The following is a 17,609-nucleotide window of genomic DNA, read 5'->3' on the forward strand; positions in this document are numbered from 1 at the left end:
TTTTACTACATTCAGCGCATTGCGACGTAGGAGCTTCCATCGAAGCAGCCAACGACCATGCCTGCGGATTCCCGCGTGAAAAGCCCGTTCTCGACAACGCCGGGGATGCGGTTCAACTCGATTTCCAACGGCGCCGGATCGGTGATCGCGCTACATTTGCAGTCCAGAATGAAATTGCCGCTGTCGGTTACAACAGGCTGTCCGTCACGCATGCGACGGTAGATGTCGGCGGTCAGGCCGTGGTCGGACAAAACGCGTCCAACCATGCGCTCGGTCTGCTTCCAGGCAAACTGCACGACCTCGACGGGCAGCGGAAACGCACCCAGATGATCGACGATCTTCGTTTCGTCGCAGACCGTGATCATCTGCTTGGACGCATGCGCAATGATCTTCTCCCACAGCAGGCAGGCGCCACCGCCCTTGATCATGTTGAAACGGCGGTCGATCTCGTCGGGGCCATCGACGGTCAGGTCCAGTTCGCCGATGTCGTTCGGATCGGCAATGGCGATGCCGACCTCACGTGCAACATCGATCGTCGAGCGCGAGGTGGTGGTGCAGGTCAGCTTCATGCCATCGGCGACATGCTTGCCGAGTTCACGCACGAAGAAATGCGACGTGGTGCCGGAACCAAGCCCGAGCTTCATCCCGTCACGGACAAAGTCCTGGATGACCCGGCGACCGGCGACTTTCTTTGCTTCATTCTGTTGGTCGGACATGGTGTTTCCTTGAGATTTCCGGGCGTTGCGATGCGCGGCCCATCGGGTAGGCGAAAAAAGTCAGATCTTGTCAGTCAGCCAGGAATCGAGTGCCGGCAACTGGTCGGGGAATTCGCTGCCGCTCGATACGGCGATGGCCGTGACAAGCATGTTGATGACCAGATGGTGGTTGAGACGCGAGGCGAGCGGCGTCATCAGTTCCGTCTGGTCGTAGGGCAGAACGGCAATGAGTGCGTCGGTCACGCGGGCAAGCGGACTTTCCGCCGCCGTCACGGAGACAACGCGCGCGCCGCCGGCGCGGGCCGCGATCGCCAGTTCCACCATCTGCTTCGTATGGCCCGACTGGGAAAAGATCAGAGCCACCTCGCTCGGACGGGCACTTTCGGCGTGCATCCACTGCTTGTTTCGGCCAAGAATCGCTGAACAGCGCATGCCGAGGCGCTGAAACTTGTGTTCGGCGTCGATCGCCGTCACCTCGGAGATGCCGCTCGCGTAGATACCCGTCCATGCGGCATCGCGCAGAAGCAGGGCTGCCGCCTCGATCTGTTGCGGGACGAGATCCTCCAACGCACGCTGGATCGCGTTGAGCGAATTCCGGCAGGTTTTGCGCACGATGTTGTCAATGCCGTCATTCGGCACGATCTGTTCGTAGGCAAACGGCGCGGAGGGTACGAGGCTTTGGGCGAGCTTCAGCTTGAAATCCTGATAGCCTTCATATCCGAAGCGACGACAGAAACGCATGATCGTCGGGTCGCTTACCGAGCATGTCTCGGCAAGCTTCGCCATGCTCATGTGAATGACCTCGCCCGGGGAAGCGTTCACAAAATTCGCGATACGCCGCTCGGCAGCGCCCATATTGTCCATTTCCTGGAAAATGCGCTGGAGCAGGCTGACATTCATGCGATATCTCCTCCGGCAGACAGCGGTTGCGCTGCCTGCATAGCATAGGCGAGAAGATCGGCGATGCGGGTCAGGCGCTGTTCGGGCGCCACTTCCACAGACGAGCCCGTCCCCCAGGGCACGACGAAGAACGGCGCATTGATCGCAACGGCGGTTGCCTTGTCGACGTTGGTGTCGCCGACATAGGCCCAGCTTCCGTCTGGCAGCTCCATCTGTTCGGCAACGGCCAGAAGATGCCGCGGATCAGGCTTGCAGGCCGGCACGGCATCGGCACCGAGCGCAACCTCGATCACGCTGTCAAGGCCGAGGATAGCGAGGATTTGCTGTGTCAGCGCATGCGGCTTGTTCGTACAGATGCCGAGCCGGAATCCGGCCGCATGCAAGGCCTGGAGGTCCTCGCGGACATGCGGGAAGAAGCGGGTGCGGTTCGCCGGCTCGCGCTCGTAGTTGTCGATATAGCTCTTGACCGCCGCATCCACCGTCGCGTCATCGGATGGGAGCCCCTTGTCTATGAAGATGTCAAGCAGAAGGCGCCTCGGCCCGTTGCCGATGAACCCTTCGACATAATCCACTTCAAGCGGCGGCCAGCCTTTGGATGCCATGTGGACGTTGACGGCCGCGGCGATATCCGGCGCGCTGTCGATCAGCGTGCCGTCCAGATCGAAGATCAAAGCTGAATACTGTTTCATGATCTGCCCAATTCCAGGTTTGGTCCGGTTCATCAATCGGCGAAAACCGGATCGTTCAACGCGGAGAAGCTTTCCGAAAGCGCGGGGTAGAGGTTGCGATAGATGCCGTGCGCCTTGCGATAGACGGTGCGCGAAGCCTCGTTGGCCGACTGGCGGGTCAATACCTTCAGCGTACCGGCCGCTTCCGTCGCATCGCTCCAGATGCCAATGCCAACGCCGGCGACGAGTGCTGCCCCGAAAGCAGCGCCTTCGGCAGCGCCTTCCGTCGTCACGACATCGCACTCGAACATATTGGCCTGAATCTGGCGCCAGAGCTCGGACTTTGCACCACCGCCGGATGCCTTGACGAGCGTGCCCTCGATACCCATCAATTTCATCAGCGCGTGCATATCGCAGAAGGCATGGACCACGCCCTCCATGACGCTGCGCGCCACGTCTCCGAGATCATGGCGGGCCGTCAGACCGACGAAGGCACCGCGCGCGGTCGGGTCAGGGTGGGGGCAGCGTTCACCGTTCAGATAGGGCAGAAACAGGGCGCCCTTCGCGCCCGCAGGGCTTCTTGCAGCGGCCGAGCAGATCGCATCGAATGTCAGGTCCTCGCCTTTGCCGGCTCCGGCAAGAATGGAGCGGAACCAGCCCATCGCGCCGCCGGCATTCAGCGACACGCCCATGGCATGCCATTTGGAGGGCGCGACGTTGCAGAACATCTGGATGCGGCCATCCGGGCTCGGCGAAGGCGCATCGAGCGCTGCGGCAAGAATGCCGGCCGTCCCGATCGTCGTTTGCAATTCGCCGGGCGCGATGACACCCGAACCGATCGTCTGGATGACGCTGTCGCCGCCTCCGCCCGCAACCGGAACACCCGCCGGCAAGCCGAAGAATGCCGCCCCTTCGGCACTGACGCGGCCTGAGATTTCGTGGGATTCAAAACAGGCCGGCAAGAGCGCCGGATCGATATCCAGCGTTTCGATCAGCGCGGATGCCCAGGTGCGGTTCTTCACGTCGAACAGACCGGTACCGGACGCGTCCGAAACCTCGGTTGCAAGCTCGCCGGTCAGGACCATGCGGAGATAGTCCTTCGGGTTGAGCACATGACGCATCTGCGCGAAAAGCTCGGCCTCCCTGTTACGCATCCAGACGATCTTGCCACCGGTGTAACCGACAAGCATGCGATTGCCGGTTTGCTCGATCAACGCGTCAAGACCGCCAGCCTTTTGCGTGATCTCGGCGACCTCCGCGGCATTGCGCTGGTCGTTCCACAGAAGAGCGGGACGCAGGACTTTCCTGTCCTTGTCGAGCGGTGTCAGGCCGTGCATCTGGCCGGACAAGCCGATGCAGATCAGCTCGACATCACTACGCTTTTCCATGACCTGGGCCACAGCCTTGCGCGTACCCTCGATCCAAAGCGCCGGGTCCTGCTCTGTCCAGCCGACATGCGGCTGGGACAGTCCGTAAGTCGCGGTGCTCGTGGCCAGCACATCGCCATCGACCGACAGCAGGAGCGCCTTGCAGCCGGACGTGCCGATATCGATGCCGAGAAGCGCCGACGTCATGGCTCAGGCTCCCACGCCGTGGAACAGGCGGACATGCTTGAAGTTGAAATATTCCAGCAGGCCTTCACGGCCATGTTCGTAACCGATGCCGCTCTGCTTGCGGCCGCCATAGGGGGCATTCATGATACCGGCATCGACATTGTTGATGGCAACGTTGCCGTAGTCCAGCTCTGCCGAGAGCGTGTAGATCTCGCTGAGGTCGCGTGCGTAGACATAGGATGCCAGCCCATAGGGCGTGTCATTGGCGCGTTCGGCAGCCTCTTCGAGCGTATCGAACGGGGCGACACCGACGAGCGGACCGAACGTCTCCTCGCTCATCACTTTCATGTCATGGGTGCAGTCCGCAACGACGCTCGGGCGGAAGAAGAAACCCTTTGCGAAGGCCTCGCCCGCCGGCGCATTGCCGCCGGCAATCAGCCGCGCGCCCTTTTCCAGCGCATCCGCCAGATGCTCGCGCGTCTTCTTCAACGGGTCGGCCGACGCCATCGAACCGATATCGGCCGTTGGATTGTCGAGACCATCGCCGACAGTCAGCGCATCGGCGGCCTTTGCGAGCTTTTCAAGAAACTCTTCATAGAGCGGGCGTGCAACGTAGATGCGATTGATCGCGATACAAATCTGTCCCATGTTGCGGAAGGCACGGCGCGCCGCACCCTTGACCGCCGCATCGACATCCGCACTTGCGGTTACGATCAGCGGGCAATTACCGCCGAGCTCGAGCGACAGGCGCTTCACGCTCGAGCAGGACCGCTGGATGTGAAGGCCGACGGCGCTTGATCCTGTGAAGGCGATCTTGTCGATACCGGGATGATCCACGAGTGCCTGACCGACGATCGAGCCCTTGCCCGTCAGCACATTGACGACACCGGCGGGAATACCGGCTTCCATTACCTTTTCGGCGATCGCAAGCGCCGTGAACGGAGTAAGCTCCGCCGGCTTTATGATGATCGCGCAGCCGGCGGCCACGCTGGCGCACAGCTTCCAGCCGACGAGTTCGGCCGGGTAATTCCAGGGCGTTATGGCACCTACGACGCCGATCGGCTCTCGGATGACCTGGCTTTGAAAACCGTTCTGATCGTTCGGCACGATTTCGCCGAGAACGCGTACGGCTTCCTCGCCATAGAAGTGGCAGGCTTCCGCCAGCTTGAGGATTTCGCCTTTGGCTTCGTTCAGCGGCTTGCCCTGTTCGCTGGTCATGATGTGCGCCATGCGTGGCGCATCGGCGGCGATAAGATCCCCGAGCTTGTGCAGCGCATTGGCGCGTACCTTTGCCGGGACGCGCGACCACACGCGAAAGGCAGCCCGCGCCGCCTTCACCGCCGCCTCGACCTCGTCCGGCGTCGTCGCCGCGATCTGCCCGATAACCACGCCGCGCGCCGGGTTCATGACATCGATCCGCTGCCCTGCTCCCTCGACGAACTCGCCATTGATGAACAGCCTGCCGCTGATCTGCGACAACGTTGCCTCGGTCATGCACTCCTCCACAATCACAAACAGCTGCCCTGACCAGAGAGCAGCAAAATAGCATAACTACATGTACGCGAATTCGCGATCGGCGCAACAGTCAAACGGTGGAATTTCGAACCTAGTGGATCATCCATATGTTTTTAAACGTTAAAAACAGAAATCATTGGAATATCTGGCATTATGGGCGATCCCACCAGGCCGGCCTATCGCGGCAACTTCATCGAAGGATTCGGTTTGGGCTTGACGATCGGCGTCGCGCTAAAATAGTTTTACTACAAAGCAATTTGGAGGAGACCCATGCTTCCTGAAAATTCTCCCGGCGCGCGACTTGTCGGGCGCGTCTGGCGCGCGGATATCGATACCCCCTCGGTGGTCATTCTCCGCGATGGCATTCTGCTTGATGTTACGGAGACCGTGAAGTCCGTGGCCGATTTTCTGGACGACAATCCCACGGAACGTTTCGACAGGCTGAAGGGAGACCCCATCGGCAGGCCGGAAGACCTGGTCCTCACGCCTGCCGAAACCGGCTACGGCGCAGCACGGCATTGCCTGCTTGCTCCTTGTGATTTCCAGGCCATCAAGGCCTGCGGCGTGACATTCGCTCAGAGCATGATCGAGCGCGTCATCGACGAGCGGACGCTTGGAGACCCCGTGAAGGCGGACGAAATCCGCAACCGTATCGGCGATTTCATCGGTGGCAGCCTGTCGAACATCAAGGCCGGCTCCGATGAAGCCGCGCAGGTCAAGGCTGCGCTCGAAAAGGACGGGCTCTGGTCGCAATATCTCGAGGTCGGGATCGGCCCGGATGCCGAGGTCTTCACCAAGTCGCAGCCCATGTCGTCCGTCGGGTACGGCGCCGAGGTCGGCATCAACAAGATTTCCAAATGGAGCAACCCGGAACCGGAAATCGTGCTGGCGGTCGATAGCAGCGGCAACATTCGCGGCGCCACGCTCGGCAACGACGTCAACCTGCGTGATGTGGAAGGCCGCTCGGCGCTGCTGCTCGGCAAGGCGAAGGACAACAACGCCTCCTGCGCGATCGGCCCGTTCATACGGTTATTCGACGAGGCTTTCACGCTTGCAGACATCGAGAACGCGACCCTGACCATGGCGGTGACGGGTGACGACGGTTTCGAAATGTCCGGACGTTCGAACATGGCGGAAATCAGCCGCAAGCCAGCCGAACTGGTAGCTCAGACGATGAACGCCAGCCATCAGTATCCCGATGGTTTCATGCTGTTCCTCGGCACCATGTTCGCTCCGACCCTGGACCGGGCGGAAAAGGGCAGCGGTTTCACGCACAAGATCGGCGATGTCGTCGAAATCTCCACGCCGTCGCTCGGCACGCTGCGCAATGTCGTGACGACGTCCGACAAGGCCCGCCCCTGGACCTACGGCACCCGCGCCCTGATGCGCGACATGGCCAAACGCGGCCTGCTGTAAGCGGCCAGCAACGCTGGCAGACGCAACCCAATTCGAGTTAAGAAGATGACCTATCGATCCAAGATGGACTTGAATGGCCGGCTGGCCCTGGTGACCGGAGCCGGTCAGGGTATCGGCGCAGCCTGCGCCCAGGCTCTGGCCGAAACCGGCGCTGACGTGATCTGCACCGATATCGACCTCGGCCGTGCCGAGAATACGGCACGCGCGATCGGCGGCAATGCCAAGGCGCGACAACTCGACGTGACCGACAGCGCACAGTTGAACGCGCTTGCCGGTGAATTGCCATCGCTCGACATCCTCGTCTGCAATGCCGGCATCGTCAGCAATGTACCCGCCGAAGACATGACGGACGAGCAATGGGACCGGGTTATCGAGGTCAACCTGAGCGGCGTATTCCGCACATGCCGGGCCTTTGGTCGCCGCATGCTTGAGGCCGGCCGCGGCTCAATCATCAACATCGGCTCGATGTCGGCCGATATCGTCAATGTGCCGCAGCCTCAGTGCCATTACAATGCCTCGAAGGCCGGCGTTCATCACCTGACGCGCTCTCTCGCCGTGGAATGGGCCAAACGCGGGGTCCGGGTCAATGCCGTCGCCCCCACCTACATCGAGACGCCGTTGCTGCATGGGCTCGAAAGCCAGCCGGGACTGATCGAGCGCTGGATGGACCTGACACCCGCCGGCCGCATGGGCAAGCCCGACGAGATCGCCTCGATCGTCCAGTTCCTCGCATCCGATGCGTCGAGCCTGATGACGGGCTCCATCGTAAGTGCCGACGCGGGCTATACCAGTATCTGAGGTCATATCATGCCGATTGCCCTTGTCCTCGAAAAGGAACGCGAGCTCGCCCTGCGAGACATGGAGCTCGACCTGACCGTTGGCGATCATGACGTCCGGATCGCGATGGATGTGGTCGGCATCTGCGGCAGCGACGTCCATTACTACCGTCATGGAAAGATCGGCCCGTTCGTCGTCCGGGAGCCGATGATCCTGGGGCATGAAGGCGCCGGCACCGTCGTCGCCTGTGGTGGCGCCGTCCGTCATCTCGCCGTTGGCGACCGCGTCTGTATCGAACCCGGCATACCCGACTTTTCCAGCCGCCCGAGCCGGATCGGCCTCTACAATCTCGATCCCTCACTTACCTTCTGGGCGACGCCGCCGGTTCATGGCTGCCTGACGCCGGAGGTAGTGCATCCGGCAAGCCTGACCTACAAGCTGCCGGACAATGTGTCGGCCGCAGAAGGTGCGATGGTGGAGCCTCTGGCAGTTGGCCTGCAGGCGGTTCATAAAACCGGCGTCGCCGCCGGCGATGTGGCGCTCGTGCTCGGCGCCGGCCCGATCGGCATTCTCGTCGCGCTGTCGGCGCTGTCCGCCGGCTGCGCCCGCGTCCTGATTTTCGATCCGGCGTCGAAGAAGCTCGACATCGCCCCCCAATATGCCGGAATTCAGCCGCTCCATGCAACGGGCGGCCCCCTCGCGGAGCAGGTGCTGAATGTCACGGATGGCTGGGGTGTCGATCTCGTCTACGAATGCTCCGGTGCGTCCGCGGCCTTCAACGGCGTTGCCGATTGCATCCGTCCGGGCGGCACTCTGGCCTGCATCGGCATGCCGACTGAGCCGATTCCCATCGATATCGTGGCGCTACAGGTCAAGGAAATTCGTATTGTCACGGTTTTCCGCTATGCCAACGTTTACGACAGGGCTATCGCGCTGATGTCCGAAGGGAAGATTGACGTCAAGCCGCTGATATCGGCGACATACACGTTCTGCGACAGCATCGAAGCCTTCGAACGGGCAGACACGGCGCGCCCGGAAGACGTGAAGATACAGATCGCAATGCGCTGATAATCTGGAGATGAATGACATGAGCTGGACACCCAACGGCAAGCATCTGATCGCTGGTGAATGGATCTGGGCCGATGCGACATTCGTATCGACACCTGCCACCGGGCCTTCCCATCCGTTCGCAAAGGGGACGCCGGAGCTCGTCGTCAATGCTTGCGCGGCGGCCGAGGACGCGTTCTGGACCTATGGTTATACATCGCGCAGCGAACGTGCCGATTTCCTCGACGCCATTGCCGATGAGATCGAAGCGCGCGGCGCTGCCATCACCGAGATCGGCACGCAGGAAACCGGGCTGCCCGCCGCTCGCCTCGAAGGTGAGCGCGGCCGCACGACCGGACAACTGCGCCTCTTTGCCCAGCATATCCGCAAGGGTGACTATCTCGACCTCCGGACGGACGAGGCCTTGCCGGATCGAAAGCCCTTGCCGCGCCCGGAAATCCGGCTGATCCAGCGGCCGATCGGCCCCGTCGCGGTCTTCGGCGCGTCAAACTTCCCACTCGCCTTTTCCACCGCAGGCGGCGATACCGCCGCAGCGCTCGCAGCCGGCTGCTGCGTCGTCGTCAAGGGACATTCGGCGCATCCGGGAACGGGCGAGATCGTTGCTGAAGCCATTCTTGCGGCGATCGAGAAAACGAACATGCCGAAAGGCGTGTTCAGCCTCATCCAGGGGGGTGACCGCAAGGTGGGCGAGGCGCTCGTCACCAATCCGTTCATCAAGGCCGTCGGTTTCACAGGCTCGCTTGCCGGCGGTCGCGCCCTGTTCGACCTGTGCGCGCAGCGGCCGGAGCCGATCCCGTTCTTCGGAGAACTCGGCTCGGTCAATCCGATGTTCATGCTGCCGGAAGCCGTCAAGGCACGCGGCACCTCGCTCGGCGAAGGCTGGGCCGGATCGCTGACCATGGGCGCCGGACAGTTCTGCACCAATCCCGGCATCGCGATCGTCATCGATGGCGCCGATGCCGACGGCTTCGTCCAGTCGACCCGTACGGCACTTGAAAAAGTCGGACCGCAGGTGATGCTGACGGACGGCATCGCAGCCGCGTATCGTGACGGCAAGAACCGTTTTGACAGCCGCAATTCGGTCAAACCCGTGCTGACGACAGAAAGCAGCGACAGGAAGGCCTCGCCGAACCTCTACGAGACCACGGGCGACGCATTTTTGAACGATCATACGCTCGGCGAAGAAGTGTTCGGCCCGCTCGGTGTCGTCGTGAGGGTTCGCTCCGTGGACGACATGGTTCATCTCGCCAAGGGCCTGCAGGGCCAGTTGACGACAACGATCCACATGGACGCCGGCGACACCGACGATGCACGCAAGCTGCTGCCGATCCTCGAGCGCAAAGCCGGCCGCGTGCTCGCCAACGGCTTCCCGACAGGTGTCGAGGTCGTGGACGCCATGGTCCACGGCGGCCCCTACCCCGCAAGCACGAATTTCGGCGCAACCAGCGTCGGCACCATGTCAATCCGGCGTTTTCTGAGACCAGTCAGTTATCAGAACATTCCGAATGATGTTCTGGCGGCAATAAATGACTGACTCAAAGTGTTGCTCTTGAACGGATCCGAACCGTCGACAACCAAGAAGTCGCTCTTTGTATCATTCGTCGCCGAATTCGAAGGGCCATATTTCGGCGCCATGCAGGATGCGCAGAATGCGAATTCGATCCGCTGTCACCATGTAAGCCGCGATGTAGGGTGTGCGCGGCACTACCAGCTCTCGCGTTCCCTCAACTCGACCAGGCCGACCGCTCTCGGGAAAATCAAGGAGACGCCGAACGGCTCGCACAATCTCCTCGTCGACGTGGACGGCCGCCCTCGGATTTTCGCTTTCAATGTAGCTGAAGATAGCATCTCGATCGTCAAGCGCATACTGCGCCCAGACAAGCCTCATCGGTCGCCAGCCCCTGCTCTACGCAACGCAGCCGCCCGGCGCTCGCGAAAACGAGCCTCGGCATCAGCATCGTCGAAATCGGGTCGCGTGTCCTCCAGAGCCTGCAACACCTTAGCGCGGAACCAGGCATCGTGGGCATCACTGCTACCAACCATTTCAAGCGGTAGTGAGCCTTCGTTCGCCGTCCGAGTCAGAAGGATTCGAACGGCATCCGAGACTGTCAGTCCCATATTCTGTAGGACGGCTGTGGCCCGGTCCTTAATGTCGGCATCAATTCGCGTCTGGACCAGTGCATTTGCAGCCATCACAACTCTCCTTCATTCAGCGCCAATGTAATGCATTTGCATGACATAATCCAGTATCGTCGTAAGAAAATTAACGCGCTAGCCTCGACGTTCCCGATGATCCATTATGCGATCTTCTTAGCCCAAAACATGAACACCTTGGAAACACGCTGAGTACTGGGCTAGCAAATGCGCCTCAGTGCTAGGGCGAAAGCTGCCCTCTAAAGAACTCTTTGACGATCGCGCGCAGGCGTTCCCTTTGGGATCGGCGCGATTGTCATTCTCAAAGACGACCCGCCAGCTTACCATGAAGATTGCATCTCCCTGCATATGGGTGCGATGAAAGTTCTCCGTTATCTATTATGTGCCTCTTATATTCCTGTGAGCATTCTCGCGATCCTGACGGCATACCGATCCGTCATACCCGACGTGAAATCAGCGAGCGCGTGTAACGCTTGCTGAGAATTGGCAACGTTTCGCAAGTCCAGATCGAGAGCTCTGACGAGCTGCAGATTATGGTCAGGGAGCTTTGTCTGATCCCACTTGGCCTTGGCAAGTGCCTCGAAGACCGGAAGCACACCAGACATAACATTGCCGATCACGCGTCGACCAGAAACCTCCAACTCGGTCTTCCTCCGGGCAGTAAAGACTTGGTCCCGCGAGAGAGCCTTCATTTGAGTGAACGCAGGTCCCATCGGTCCTGCATCGGTCAAGGAATTGGAGAACTTCCCAGCCATGATTGCGTCGTAGTTGGTCTTGAATGCTTCGACGCAACTTTCAACAGCAGCCCCGATACTCAATGCCCGCAACAATGCGATGTGCTCGGCCTGACTGAGGCTGCTCACGTCACGATTGGGCTTGTTCGCTGCACTGTGAAGTACGTCTCTAACCGCCTCGAACGGGAGTTCACCAGTCGTGAATGCGTCCTCAAGATCGACGATGTTGTAACATATATCGTCTGCCGCTTCGACGATGAAGACCAAGGGATGCCGCCGCCACCAACTCTCGTCAAGGTTCGTCGTCTCTTCAGGCAGCCCCAGCGAGCTTGCTACCTCCTTGAACAGGTCCACCTCTGAGCGGAAGATGCCGAACTTTTTTAGGCCGACGTATGGCGCACTACCTGCGCTGACAATACTCTCGCGGACAGCAGAAGTTACCGGGTACTTCGTGAAGGCCCCTAACGTGGCTTTGGAGAGCCGCATGCCGCCCTCGTTCCGGTACATTTCAAGCCGGGTAACGATCCGAAATCCCTGCGCATTTCCTTCAAAGCTGATGAACTCGGATCGATCAGGCTGTTCAATATCCGCCATCATTCCTTTCGCATCGTCGAACTTCTCCGCAAACCAGTCGCCCATCGCTGCTTCGCCTGAATGACCAAACGGAGGGTTGCCGATGTCGTGGGCAACACAGGCGGCCTGCACGATGTTCGCCAAACTGTTGGACTCACCGTCGTCGATCCGGCGCGTCTCCTCAAGCCAATTCCCGATTCGCATAGCCAATGATCGTCCGACACTGCTGACTTCGATCGAATGGATCAAACGGTGATGGACGTGATCATGCTCATAGAGCGGCTGTACCTGCGTCTTGTTGGCCAGTCTCCGAAACGGTGCGGAGAAGACGATGCGGTCATGATCCTGAACAAAGATGGATCGGTGTGCGTGGGGTTGGTAGTTTCTGTCGCCAAGTCGTTCGCTGCAAAGGAGTTTCTCCCAATCCATTTTCGTACTCCCAACGTCCTATATGGCGGCCTCCTCAAAGGCGCCTCCAAGCAAATGTTCTCACTGGTATCGTAGTTGGTTGGCGGTCACCATCCTCGGTTGACAGAATTTTCAGCCTTAACGCTGGTGAGCTCGAGTAGTCCGACAAGTGCACACTCGAGGAAGATACCGCTACCCACGGGATAATGTGTGCGAAGCGTCGAGCGCCTTGCCCGGCCTTCCAGGTTGCGTAGCCGCTAAGCGTCAAGGGTCATCATTCGGAAAACTGCGCATCAGAGGAGAGAACAGTTTGTCGAGTTTGGGCAAAATTTTCTTTGGAACCTGTTGAAACTCGTTCCCCCCCATGTATGCAGCCTTTAAGTTGCGCGTGACAGTTCAATAAACTCTCGTCGATAGAGGGCGGCCTTTGATAGAAAGCATGCGGGACCATGACGAAATTATTGCCAGAGTCGCAGAAAATCGAAACGCACAGATTCAATTTGCCGGTGCTGGGGGCCTCGGGAGCGATGACATGGAAAAGCGCGGTGCATGATGCGACCATAGCGAACCCTGCAAATTCTGAGGCGGCGCTCAACAGCATCGCCTCGCGCGAGAGTGCTGCACGAGAGAGTGGTTCGGCATGATGAAACAATTGGAAGGAAGCGCCTACACGGAGCAGAGGGCAGATAAATACAGTGCGCGAGAACCAATCGTTACACCGCTGCGCAAACATAGCCTAAGCGGCGAACTCTATAGCCGTCATCCGAGTACAGAGGCGCTGATCGCAGAACTGACAGCCCTGCCTCGTGATGGGTTAGTCGTCAGGGCTGCAATCACGAAGCGGTCCGATCCTGGTGGCGTCGCCTTAACCTGACGTAGGACGCGATCATTTCTTTGTCCTGAATTTCAGGCTTGGATCGGCAACGCGATCTCACGCCAGGTGGCGCTGGCGAGGGCGCGGAGTTGGCGATGATCAGCGGCATTCAGGTGTTTTCGATGAAGTTGGAAAAGATTGGCAATTTGGCCGTGGGTTGAGACGAAACGTTGGCATTGATCTGCCGACTTGAACCGCATCATGCGTCGCTCTCGTCGTCGAACGGGAAGGTGAGAATTTTCTGCGAGGTTGTTGAGCCCTTTGTGCGAACGGTGTTCGATCCCCAGCATGATCTCTCGCTTTGCGGCGGAATAAGAACGCAGCTTGTCTGTCACCATCACGCGCGGCGCAACACCTTGGCTCTTCAACAATTTGCGCATCAGCCGAAGAGCGGCTCCCTTGTTTCTGCGGCTTTGCAGCAGAGCATCGAGAACGTAGCCGTTGGCATCGACGGCGCGCCACAGCCAGTATTTCTTGCCCTTGATCGATACGACCATCTCATCGAGATGCCATTTGTCTGCGAAGTTGCCGATCGACCGCCGCTTGAGTTGGTGGGCGAATTTCAGGCCAAACTTAGTCGTCCATTCTGAGACGGCCTGAAACGAGACGGCAATGCCGCGCTCGGCAAGCAGGTCTTCGATATCGCGCAGGCTCAGCGGGAACCGGTAATAGAGCCATACCGCATGCGCGATGATCTCGGCTGGAAAGCGGTGGCGTTTGTATCGGGCGGACGCATCGTCAGTCATGCCGATAGACTATTGCCTCGATCCGCACCAGCCGGTTAAGGCGACGCCTCCACGGTACTGCAAGCAGACGTAGCAATTTTTCCACTCAGGGCCAATCACCGCGGCAGCAACTGATCTCCGCTTTTCGTCTTGGGCGCCCTGGCAGCGGACGGTCGGCCATCGCCCCCCGAGACTGACAGCTTGGTTCCGCGTGAGCAGATTGTCCGCAACGCGCCCGCACTGCGGTCGTTGATCCAGTAATCGCACTGGCCGAAATGAGCCGTGGGCTTCCGGTAGCTTCTAGCCTCGCAAGCAAGATGCCGGACGTTTTTCAGCACAGCATCGGCGCAATAGTTAAATCGAGCGGCTGTCATATGCCCAATGCAGCAGGGCTTGGCGTTGACATGGCCTGCACCAGCAGTCCCCAGGCTCGCAGGCTCGGCGAAGCTGAGCGATATGGCGGCGAATAGCTTTCCAACGCGCGATCTGTCGCTTGTCCTCGCCGGGTATGCGACGACCTTGATGGTAGCGGCAGTACCACTGGAACCAGCCACGTGGATCGTCGGGATGTATCCATCCCTTGGCTCGCCAGACGCTGAGTGGTTGGCTGGCGTCGACACCGAAGCAGTTGATTGACGGATCTTTTCGCAGCGACGACAGCCGGGCCTCCGCAAACCAGCTGTTGGGAAATTCGTCGCGACAGTCGGTCATGTACTTGCCGCCGAACACCCCGAGCGCGAGCATCTGGGCGGGTGTTAAGTCTGGCTGGAAATCGGGATGAAAATCACGGCCAACTGGCGCAACGAGAGCGTATCGGTAACCTTGCTGCATCCGATCATTCACGACGACCCACCGGAGTCTCATCGGGCGCCCTGCGAGATTGTTTTCGAACGGTTACGCCGCCAGATGGACAAGTTAAGTGCCGCCGCGAAACTCACCCACGCCAGATAAGGAAGAAGCAGCAAGGCAGCCGCCGCGTTCACGGGGTGAAACATTATAATCGTCGCCAGGATCGCAGCCCAAAGCACCATGATCTCCACCACGGCCAGCCCGGGTCGGTGAAGCCCAAAAAAGATCGGTGTCCACGCAGCATTGAGCAGCAGTTGGGCTGCATAGGCACTGAGAGGCAGTGCTGCAATGCCAGCCTCTCGCCATACGAGCCAGCCCGACAGTCCAATCAATGCATAGAGAACCGTCCAGACCGGGGCGAACACCCAATCGGGCGGATGCCAGCTTGGCTTGTCGAGGTGCTTATACCAGTCGCCTGGCCTAAAGACCACGCCCGTCGCTGCGGCAGCGAAGCTTGCGACCTCAAAGGCGACCAACACGAGAAGGGAATGCATATCCATCCAGCACAAGATGGAGGGAACCGCCGACATGGCAAGCGGGTCCCTCCGAAGATCCTATCGGTTCTGGCCAGCGGCGAACTCGCCGCGGCCTATTGCAGAAAACAGGGGCATGATCTGCCACGACGCCGACAGCCCTACCAAGACATAGATGATCCGGGCGAGCCCCGAGCGAGACCCGAAGACGGCGGCCACGAGGTCAAAGCTAAACAGTCCGACCAGCCCCCAGTTCAGCCCGCCCACGACTACGAGAATGAGCGTGAAAATGTTGATGAACTTCATGGTTATGCTCCGGGCCGAGGGATGAGCGTTCAGCCTTCCGGAGGCATAATCACCTTGTCGATGACATGGATGACCCCGTTTGAGGCAGCAATGTCAGCAGTAGTGACGGTGGCATCGTTGACCTTGACGGCGGAGCCCTCGACTTCGATGTCGATCATTTTGCCATTTACCGACTTCGCTTCATCGATACCCGCCACGTCCGCCGCCATCACCTTCCCCGCAACCACATGGTAGGTGAGAATCTCAGTGAGCTTTTGCTTGTTCTCCGGCTTCAGCAGGTTTTCAACGGTACCGGCAGGCAACCTGGCAAAGGCTTCATCGGTCGGAGCAAAGACCGTGAACGGTCCCGTGCCTTTGAGAACGGCGGCCAGGCCTGCCGCTTCGAGCGCGGTACCCAACGTTTTGAATTGACCCGCCTCCAAGGCGGTGTCGACGACATCCTTCTCCGCGGCAAACGTGCCGACGCTGCTGCCGAGCGTGATCGCCGCAGCGACCATAACGCTTTTCAACTTCATGGCATTTCTCCTCTCGGTGACGGGTGCGAGATGCACGCCATAAATCTCATTTGGGAGAAAATATACCATCCTTACCACTCAAATTGTCGTGAGAAGAAACCAAATTCTCTTGTCACGAAAATTTTGGTCGTTATAGTTGCGCGAAATGAAAAGGAGTTTGCGACGTGCTCTCCGACACGCTGTCTAACGAGCTCCAGCGCTACGCGATCGGCCCTCGCGTCAAGGCGCTGCGTCTGAAAAAGAAGCTGGGGCTGGTGCAGTTGGCCGGGCATACAGGGCTCTCGCCTGCAATGCTCTCGAAGATCGAGCGCGGGCAGATGTTTCCAACTCTGCCCACGCTGCTTCGGATCGCCATGGTTTTCGGCGTGGGTCTCAATCATTTCTTTAATGCCGACAAGGAGGAGCCGCTCATCGCGATCGTCCGAAAGCAGCAGCGTCTCAAACTTCCCAACCTGCCGGGCGAAAAGAATCCGGCCTTTCTATTCGAGAGCCTTGACTATCCCGCTTCTGATCGCCGCATGGAGGCGTTTTACGCCGAGTTCCCGGTCGATTCACCGCCCTCAGAGCCGCATCAACATGGCAGCGCTGAATTCATCTACGTGCTCGCCGGCCGGCTTACAGTCAACGTGGATGGCAAGGACGCTGCGCTGGATACGGGGGACGCTGTGTATTTCGACTCTAGCGCTCCGCATAGTTACCGCCGCGAAGGCGAGGAAATTTCAGCCGCTATTGTTGTGACTTCTTCATAGGCCGCCGTTGTTGAAAACGAGGCGATTCGGCTCGGCGCGGCGACCGCCTGAATGCAGAGTAGGCGATTGGCTTTTCAGGAGGCCTGCATGCCGTCGATCGCTATCGGGACATCATTCGACGAGCTCGATTTCGCTTATCCGCCAACTCTTGTCAAAGAACGGTTCCAGAGGACTGTAGAGGCGTAGGCACACGAACCAGCCCTTCTCCGGCATCGTCAGTATCCAGTTGCCCCGGCCGACGCCCTCCGGTTGGGTCGGTGAAAAGTAGATCGTGGTCGAGCCATCAGGATTGGCTTCGGCTGCGGGCGAAGGATAGCTCCGGCTTCCCGCTCGCGGGTAGCGTTGGGCGTGTCGAGCATCGAGCGGGTCATATTGTGCGCGACTTACCAAGATTGAGAACACAATCAGGTACCTTGGTGTGGACATCGAGGATGCTCTGGAACTAGCGGAGCATACCGAGATTTGACGGGGTGCGGCTCTGCACATAGCGGGCCGCACCTCCCAGAGCGTTATCTGTCAATCGGCATCGAAACGGGCCCCCCTATCGGCTCCCAAAAGGGACCCCTGCCTCTGGTTGCATCGGGTCAGCGCGCGTAGGCCCGGAGCTCTCCATTTAGCGCAGGGGCCTGCGGGCGC

The 17,609-nt window shown here is 59.6% G+C and carries 19 protein-coding genes and 2 pseudogenes; 7 read left to right on the forward strand and 14 right to left on the reverse strand.

The genetic code is table 11. The features are described 5' to 3' along the window. Positions 1-11 precede the first annotated feature (11 nt). From rpiA to LQK81_RS25155, 5 genes are read right to left on the reverse strand one after another with little or no spacing between them, the layout of a single operon-like run. Entirely contained in the window at positions 12-716 is a 705-nt protein-coding gene (gene rpiA, locus LQK81_RS25135; protein ID WP_230809157.1) for a ribose 5-phosphate isomerase A, read from the reverse strand. A 60-nt stretch (positions 717-776) separates the two neighbouring features. Next, positions 777-1,616 (reverse strand): MurR/RpiR family transcriptional regulator, encoded by an 840-nt coding sequence (locus LQK81_RS25140; protein WP_230809158.1) that lies wholly within the window; start codon positions 1,614-1,616, stop codon positions 777-779. Continuing rightward, positions 1,613-2,305: an HAD-IA family hydrolase gene (locus LQK81_RS25145; RefSeq protein WP_230809159.1), complete on the reverse strand. Its 693-nt coding sequence runs from the start codon at positions 2,303-2,305 to the stop codon at positions 1,613-1,615. Before LQK81_RS25145 ends, LQK81_RS25140 begins: the two co-directional genes overlap by 4 nt. Before the next feature lie 32 nt (positions 2,306-2,337). Then, positions 2,338-3,858, reverse strand: a complete 1,521-nt coding sequence (gene xylB, locus LQK81_RS25150) for a xylulokinase (protein ID WP_230809160.1) — start codon at positions 3,856-3,858, stop codon at positions 2,338-2,340. A gap of 3 nt (positions 3,859-3,861) precedes the next feature. Continuing rightward, positions 3,862-5,331, reverse strand: a complete 1,470-nt coding sequence (locus tag LQK81_RS25155; protein ID WP_230809161.1) for an aldehyde dehydrogenase family protein — start codon at positions 5,329-5,331, stop codon at positions 3,862-3,864. A 291-nt stretch (positions 5,332-5,622) separates the two neighbouring features. Here LQK81_RS25155 and LQK81_RS25160 point away from each other — a divergent pair, with 291 nt between their 5' ends. Genes LQK81_RS25160 through LQK81_RS25175 form a run of 4 tightly spaced genes read left to right on the forward strand, consistent with a single transcriptional unit; the run spans position 5,623 to position 10,147 of the window. Beyond that, positions 5,623-6,768 carry a fumarylacetoacetate hydrolase family protein gene (locus LQK81_RS25160; protein WP_230809162.1) on the forward strand — a complete coding sequence of 382 codons (1,146 nt, stop codon included), beginning with the start codon at positions 5,623-5,625 and terminating at the stop codon, positions 6,766-6,768. A gap of 45 nt (positions 6,769-6,813) precedes the next feature. Continuing rightward, entirely contained in the window at positions 6,814-7,566 is a 753-nt protein-coding gene (locus tag LQK81_RS25165) for an SDR family NAD(P)-dependent oxidoreductase (protein ID WP_230809163.1), read from the forward strand. A gap of 9 nt (positions 7,567-7,575) precedes the next feature. Beyond that, complete coding sequence (locus tag LQK81_RS25170) at positions 7,576-8,613, forward strand: NAD(P)-dependent alcohol dehydrogenase (protein WP_230809164.1); 1,038 nt, start codon at positions 7,576-7,578, stop codon at positions 8,611-8,613. 19 nt (positions 8,614-8,632) lie between these two features. Further along, positions 8,633-10,147 (forward strand): aldehyde dehydrogenase (NADP(+)), encoded by a 1,515-nt coding sequence (locus tag LQK81_RS25175; RefSeq protein WP_230809165.1) that lies wholly within the window; start codon positions 8,633-8,635, stop codon positions 10,145-10,147. 60 nt (positions 10,148-10,207) lie between these two features. Here the strand turns inward: LQK81_RS25175 and LQK81_RS25180 are convergent, their stop codons facing one another. The 3 genes from LQK81_RS25180 to dgt form a co-directional block, all read right to left on the reverse strand. Then, on the reverse strand, positions 10,208-10,501 hold the full coding sequence (locus tag LQK81_RS25180; RefSeq protein ID WP_230809166.1) for a type II toxin-antitoxin system RelE/ParE family toxin: 294 nt from the start codon (positions 10,499-10,501) through the stop codon (positions 10,208-10,210). Next, on the reverse strand, positions 10,498-10,806 hold the full coding sequence (locus tag LQK81_RS25185; protein WP_230809167.1) for a type II toxin-antitoxin system RelB/DinJ family antitoxin: 309 nt from the start codon (positions 10,804-10,806) through the stop codon (positions 10,498-10,500). The genes LQK81_RS25180 and LQK81_RS25185 overlap by 4 nt, the downstream gene beginning before the upstream one ends. Before the next feature lie 350 nt (positions 10,807-11,156). Then, positions 11,157-12,503, reverse strand: coding sequence for a dGTP triphosphohydrolase (gene dgt, locus LQK81_RS25190; RefSeq protein WP_230809168.1), 1,347 nt, complete (start codon positions 12,501-12,503; stop codon positions 11,157-11,159). Between the two features lie 428 nt (positions 12,504-12,931). Between dgt and LQK81_RS25195 the strand changes: the two genes are divergently transcribed. After that, positions 12,932-13,126, forward strand: coding sequence for a hypothetical protein (locus LQK81_RS25195; protein ID WP_230809169.1), 195 nt, complete (start codon positions 12,932-12,934; stop codon positions 13,124-13,126). 262 nt (positions 13,127-13,388) lie between these two features. Here LQK81_RS25195 and LQK81_RS25200 read toward each other — a convergent pair whose 3' ends face one another. From LQK81_RS25200 to LQK81_RS25220, 5 genes are all read right to left on the reverse strand, one after another. Continuing rightward, positions 13,389-14,102, reverse strand: coding sequence for an IS6-like element ISRsp9 family transposase (locus tag LQK81_RS25200; protein WP_230809170.1), 714 nt, complete (start codon positions 14,100-14,102; stop codon positions 13,389-13,391). A gap of 333 nt (positions 14,103-14,435) precedes the next feature. Further along, a complete protein-coding gene (locus LQK81_RS25205; RefSeq protein WP_230809171.1) occupies positions 14,436-14,945 on the reverse strand; it encodes a hypothetical protein in 510 nt (169 codons plus the stop codon). Then, on the reverse strand, positions 14,942-15,424 hold the full coding sequence (locus LQK81_RS25210) for a TspO/MBR family protein (RefSeq protein ID WP_230809175.1): 483 nt from the start codon (positions 15,422-15,424) through the stop codon (positions 14,942-14,944). The genes LQK81_RS25205 and LQK81_RS25210 overlap by 4 nt, the downstream gene beginning before the upstream one ends. Positions 15,425-15,484: 60 nt before the next feature. Further along, positions 15,485-15,709: a DUF378 domain-containing protein gene (locus LQK81_RS25215; protein ID WP_230809172.1), complete on the reverse strand. Its 225-nt coding sequence runs from the start codon at positions 15,707-15,709 to the stop codon at positions 15,485-15,487. Positions 15,710-15,738: 29 nt separating this feature from the next. Next, a complete protein-coding gene (locus LQK81_RS25220) occupies positions 15,739-16,224 on the reverse strand; it encodes a fasciclin domain-containing protein (RefSeq protein ID WP_230809173.1) in 486 nt (161 codons plus the stop codon). Positions 16,225-16,388: 164 nt separating this feature from the next. Here LQK81_RS25220 and LQK81_RS25225 point away from each other — a divergent pair, with 164 nt between their 5' ends. Further along, a complete protein-coding gene (locus LQK81_RS25225) occupies positions 16,389-16,973 on the forward strand; it encodes a helix-turn-helix domain-containing protein (protein WP_230809174.1) in 585 nt (194 codons plus the stop codon). A 111-nt stretch (positions 16,974-17,084) separates the two neighbouring features. On the opposite strand, the pseudogene LQK81_RS25230 reads toward LQK81_RS25225, so the two are convergent. Then, positions 17,085-17,347: pseudogene (locus LQK81_RS25230) on the reverse strand (DUF1214 domain-containing protein); the annotation flags it as partial. Between the two features lie 11 nt (positions 17,348-17,358). On the opposite strand from LQK81_RS25230, the pseudogene LQK81_RS26400 reads away from it, so the two are divergent. Next, positions 17,359-17,439, forward strand: a pseudogene (locus LQK81_RS26400) (integrase); the annotation flags it as partial. Positions 17,440-17,609: the final 170 nt, after the last annotated feature.

The organism is Rhizobium sp. GN54 (genome assembly GCF_021026345.1).
Classification (GTDB): Bacteria; Pseudomonadota; Alphaproteobacteria; order Rhizobiales; family Rhizobiaceae; genus Mycoplana.

Bases quoted from the DNA above. Each gene is read 5' to 3' on its own strand.
- LQK81_RS25215 (WP_230809172.1), bottom strand. From the start codon at position 15,709: ATGAAGTTCATCAACATTTTCACGCTCATTCTCGTAGTCGTGGGCGGG.
- LQK81_RS25160 (WP_230809162.1), top strand. From the start codon at position 5,623: ATGCTTCCTGAAAATTCTCCCGGCGCGCGACTTGTCGGGCGCGTCTGG.
- LQK81_RS25155 (WP_230809161.1), bottom strand. From the start codon at position 5,331: ATGACCGAGGCAACGTTGTCGCAGATCAGCGGCAGGCTGTTCATCAAT.
- LQK81_RS25140 (WP_230809158.1), bottom strand. From the start codon at position 1,616: ATGAATGTCAGCCTGCTCCAGCGCATTTTCCAGGAAATGGACAATATG.
- rpiA (WP_230809157.1), bottom strand. From the start codon at position 716: ATGTCCGACCAACAGAATGAAGCAAAGAAAGTCGCCGGTCGCCGGGTC.
- LQK81_RS25200 (WP_230809170.1), bottom strand. From the start codon at position 14,102: ATGACTGACGATGCGTCCGCCCGATACAAACGCCACCGCTTTCCAGCC.
- LQK81_RS25220 (WP_230809173.1), bottom strand. From the start codon at position 16,224: ATGAAGTTGAAAAGCGTTATGGTCGCTGCGGCGATCACGCTCGGCAGC.
- LQK81_RS25175 (WP_230809165.1), top strand. From the start codon at position 8,633: ATGAGCTGGACACCCAACGGCAAGCATCTGATCGCTGGTGAATGGATC.
- LQK81_RS25185 (WP_230809167.1), bottom strand. From the start codon at position 10,806: ATGGCTGCAAATGCACTGGTCCAGACGCGAATTGATGCCGACATTAAG.
- LQK81_RS25210 (WP_230809175.1), bottom strand. From the start codon at position 15,424: ATGCATTCCCTTCTCGTGTTGGTCGCCTTTGAGGTCGCAAGCTTCGCT.
- dgt (WP_230809168.1), bottom strand. From the start codon at position 12,503: ATGGATTGGGAGAAACTCCTTTGCAGCGAACGACTTGGCGACAGAAAC.
- LQK81_RS25170 (WP_230809164.1), top strand. From the start codon at position 7,576: ATGCCGATTGCCCTTGTCCTCGAAAAGGAACGCGAGCTCGCCCTGCGA.
- LQK81_RS25205 (WP_230809171.1), bottom strand. From the start codon at position 14,945: ATGAGACTCCGGTGGGTCGTCGTGAATGATCGGATGCAGCAAGGTTAC.
- LQK81_RS25145 (WP_230809159.1), bottom strand. From the start codon at position 2,305: ATGAAACAGTATTCAGCTTTGATCTTCGATCTGGACGGCACGCTGATC.
- xylB (WP_230809160.1), bottom strand. From the start codon at position 3,858: ATGACGTCGGCGCTTCTCGGCATCGATATCGGCACGTCCGGCTGCAAG.
- LQK81_RS25165 (WP_230809163.1), top strand. From the start codon at position 6,814: ATGACCTATCGATCCAAGATGGACTTGAATGGCCGGCTGGCCCTGGTG.
- LQK81_RS25180 (WP_230809166.1), bottom strand. From the start codon at position 10,501: ATGAGGCTTGTCTGGGCGCAGTATGCGCTTGACGATCGAGATGCTATC.
- LQK81_RS25195 (WP_230809169.1), top strand. From the start codon at position 12,932: ATGACGAAATTATTGCCAGAGTCGCAGAAAATCGAAACGCACAGATTC.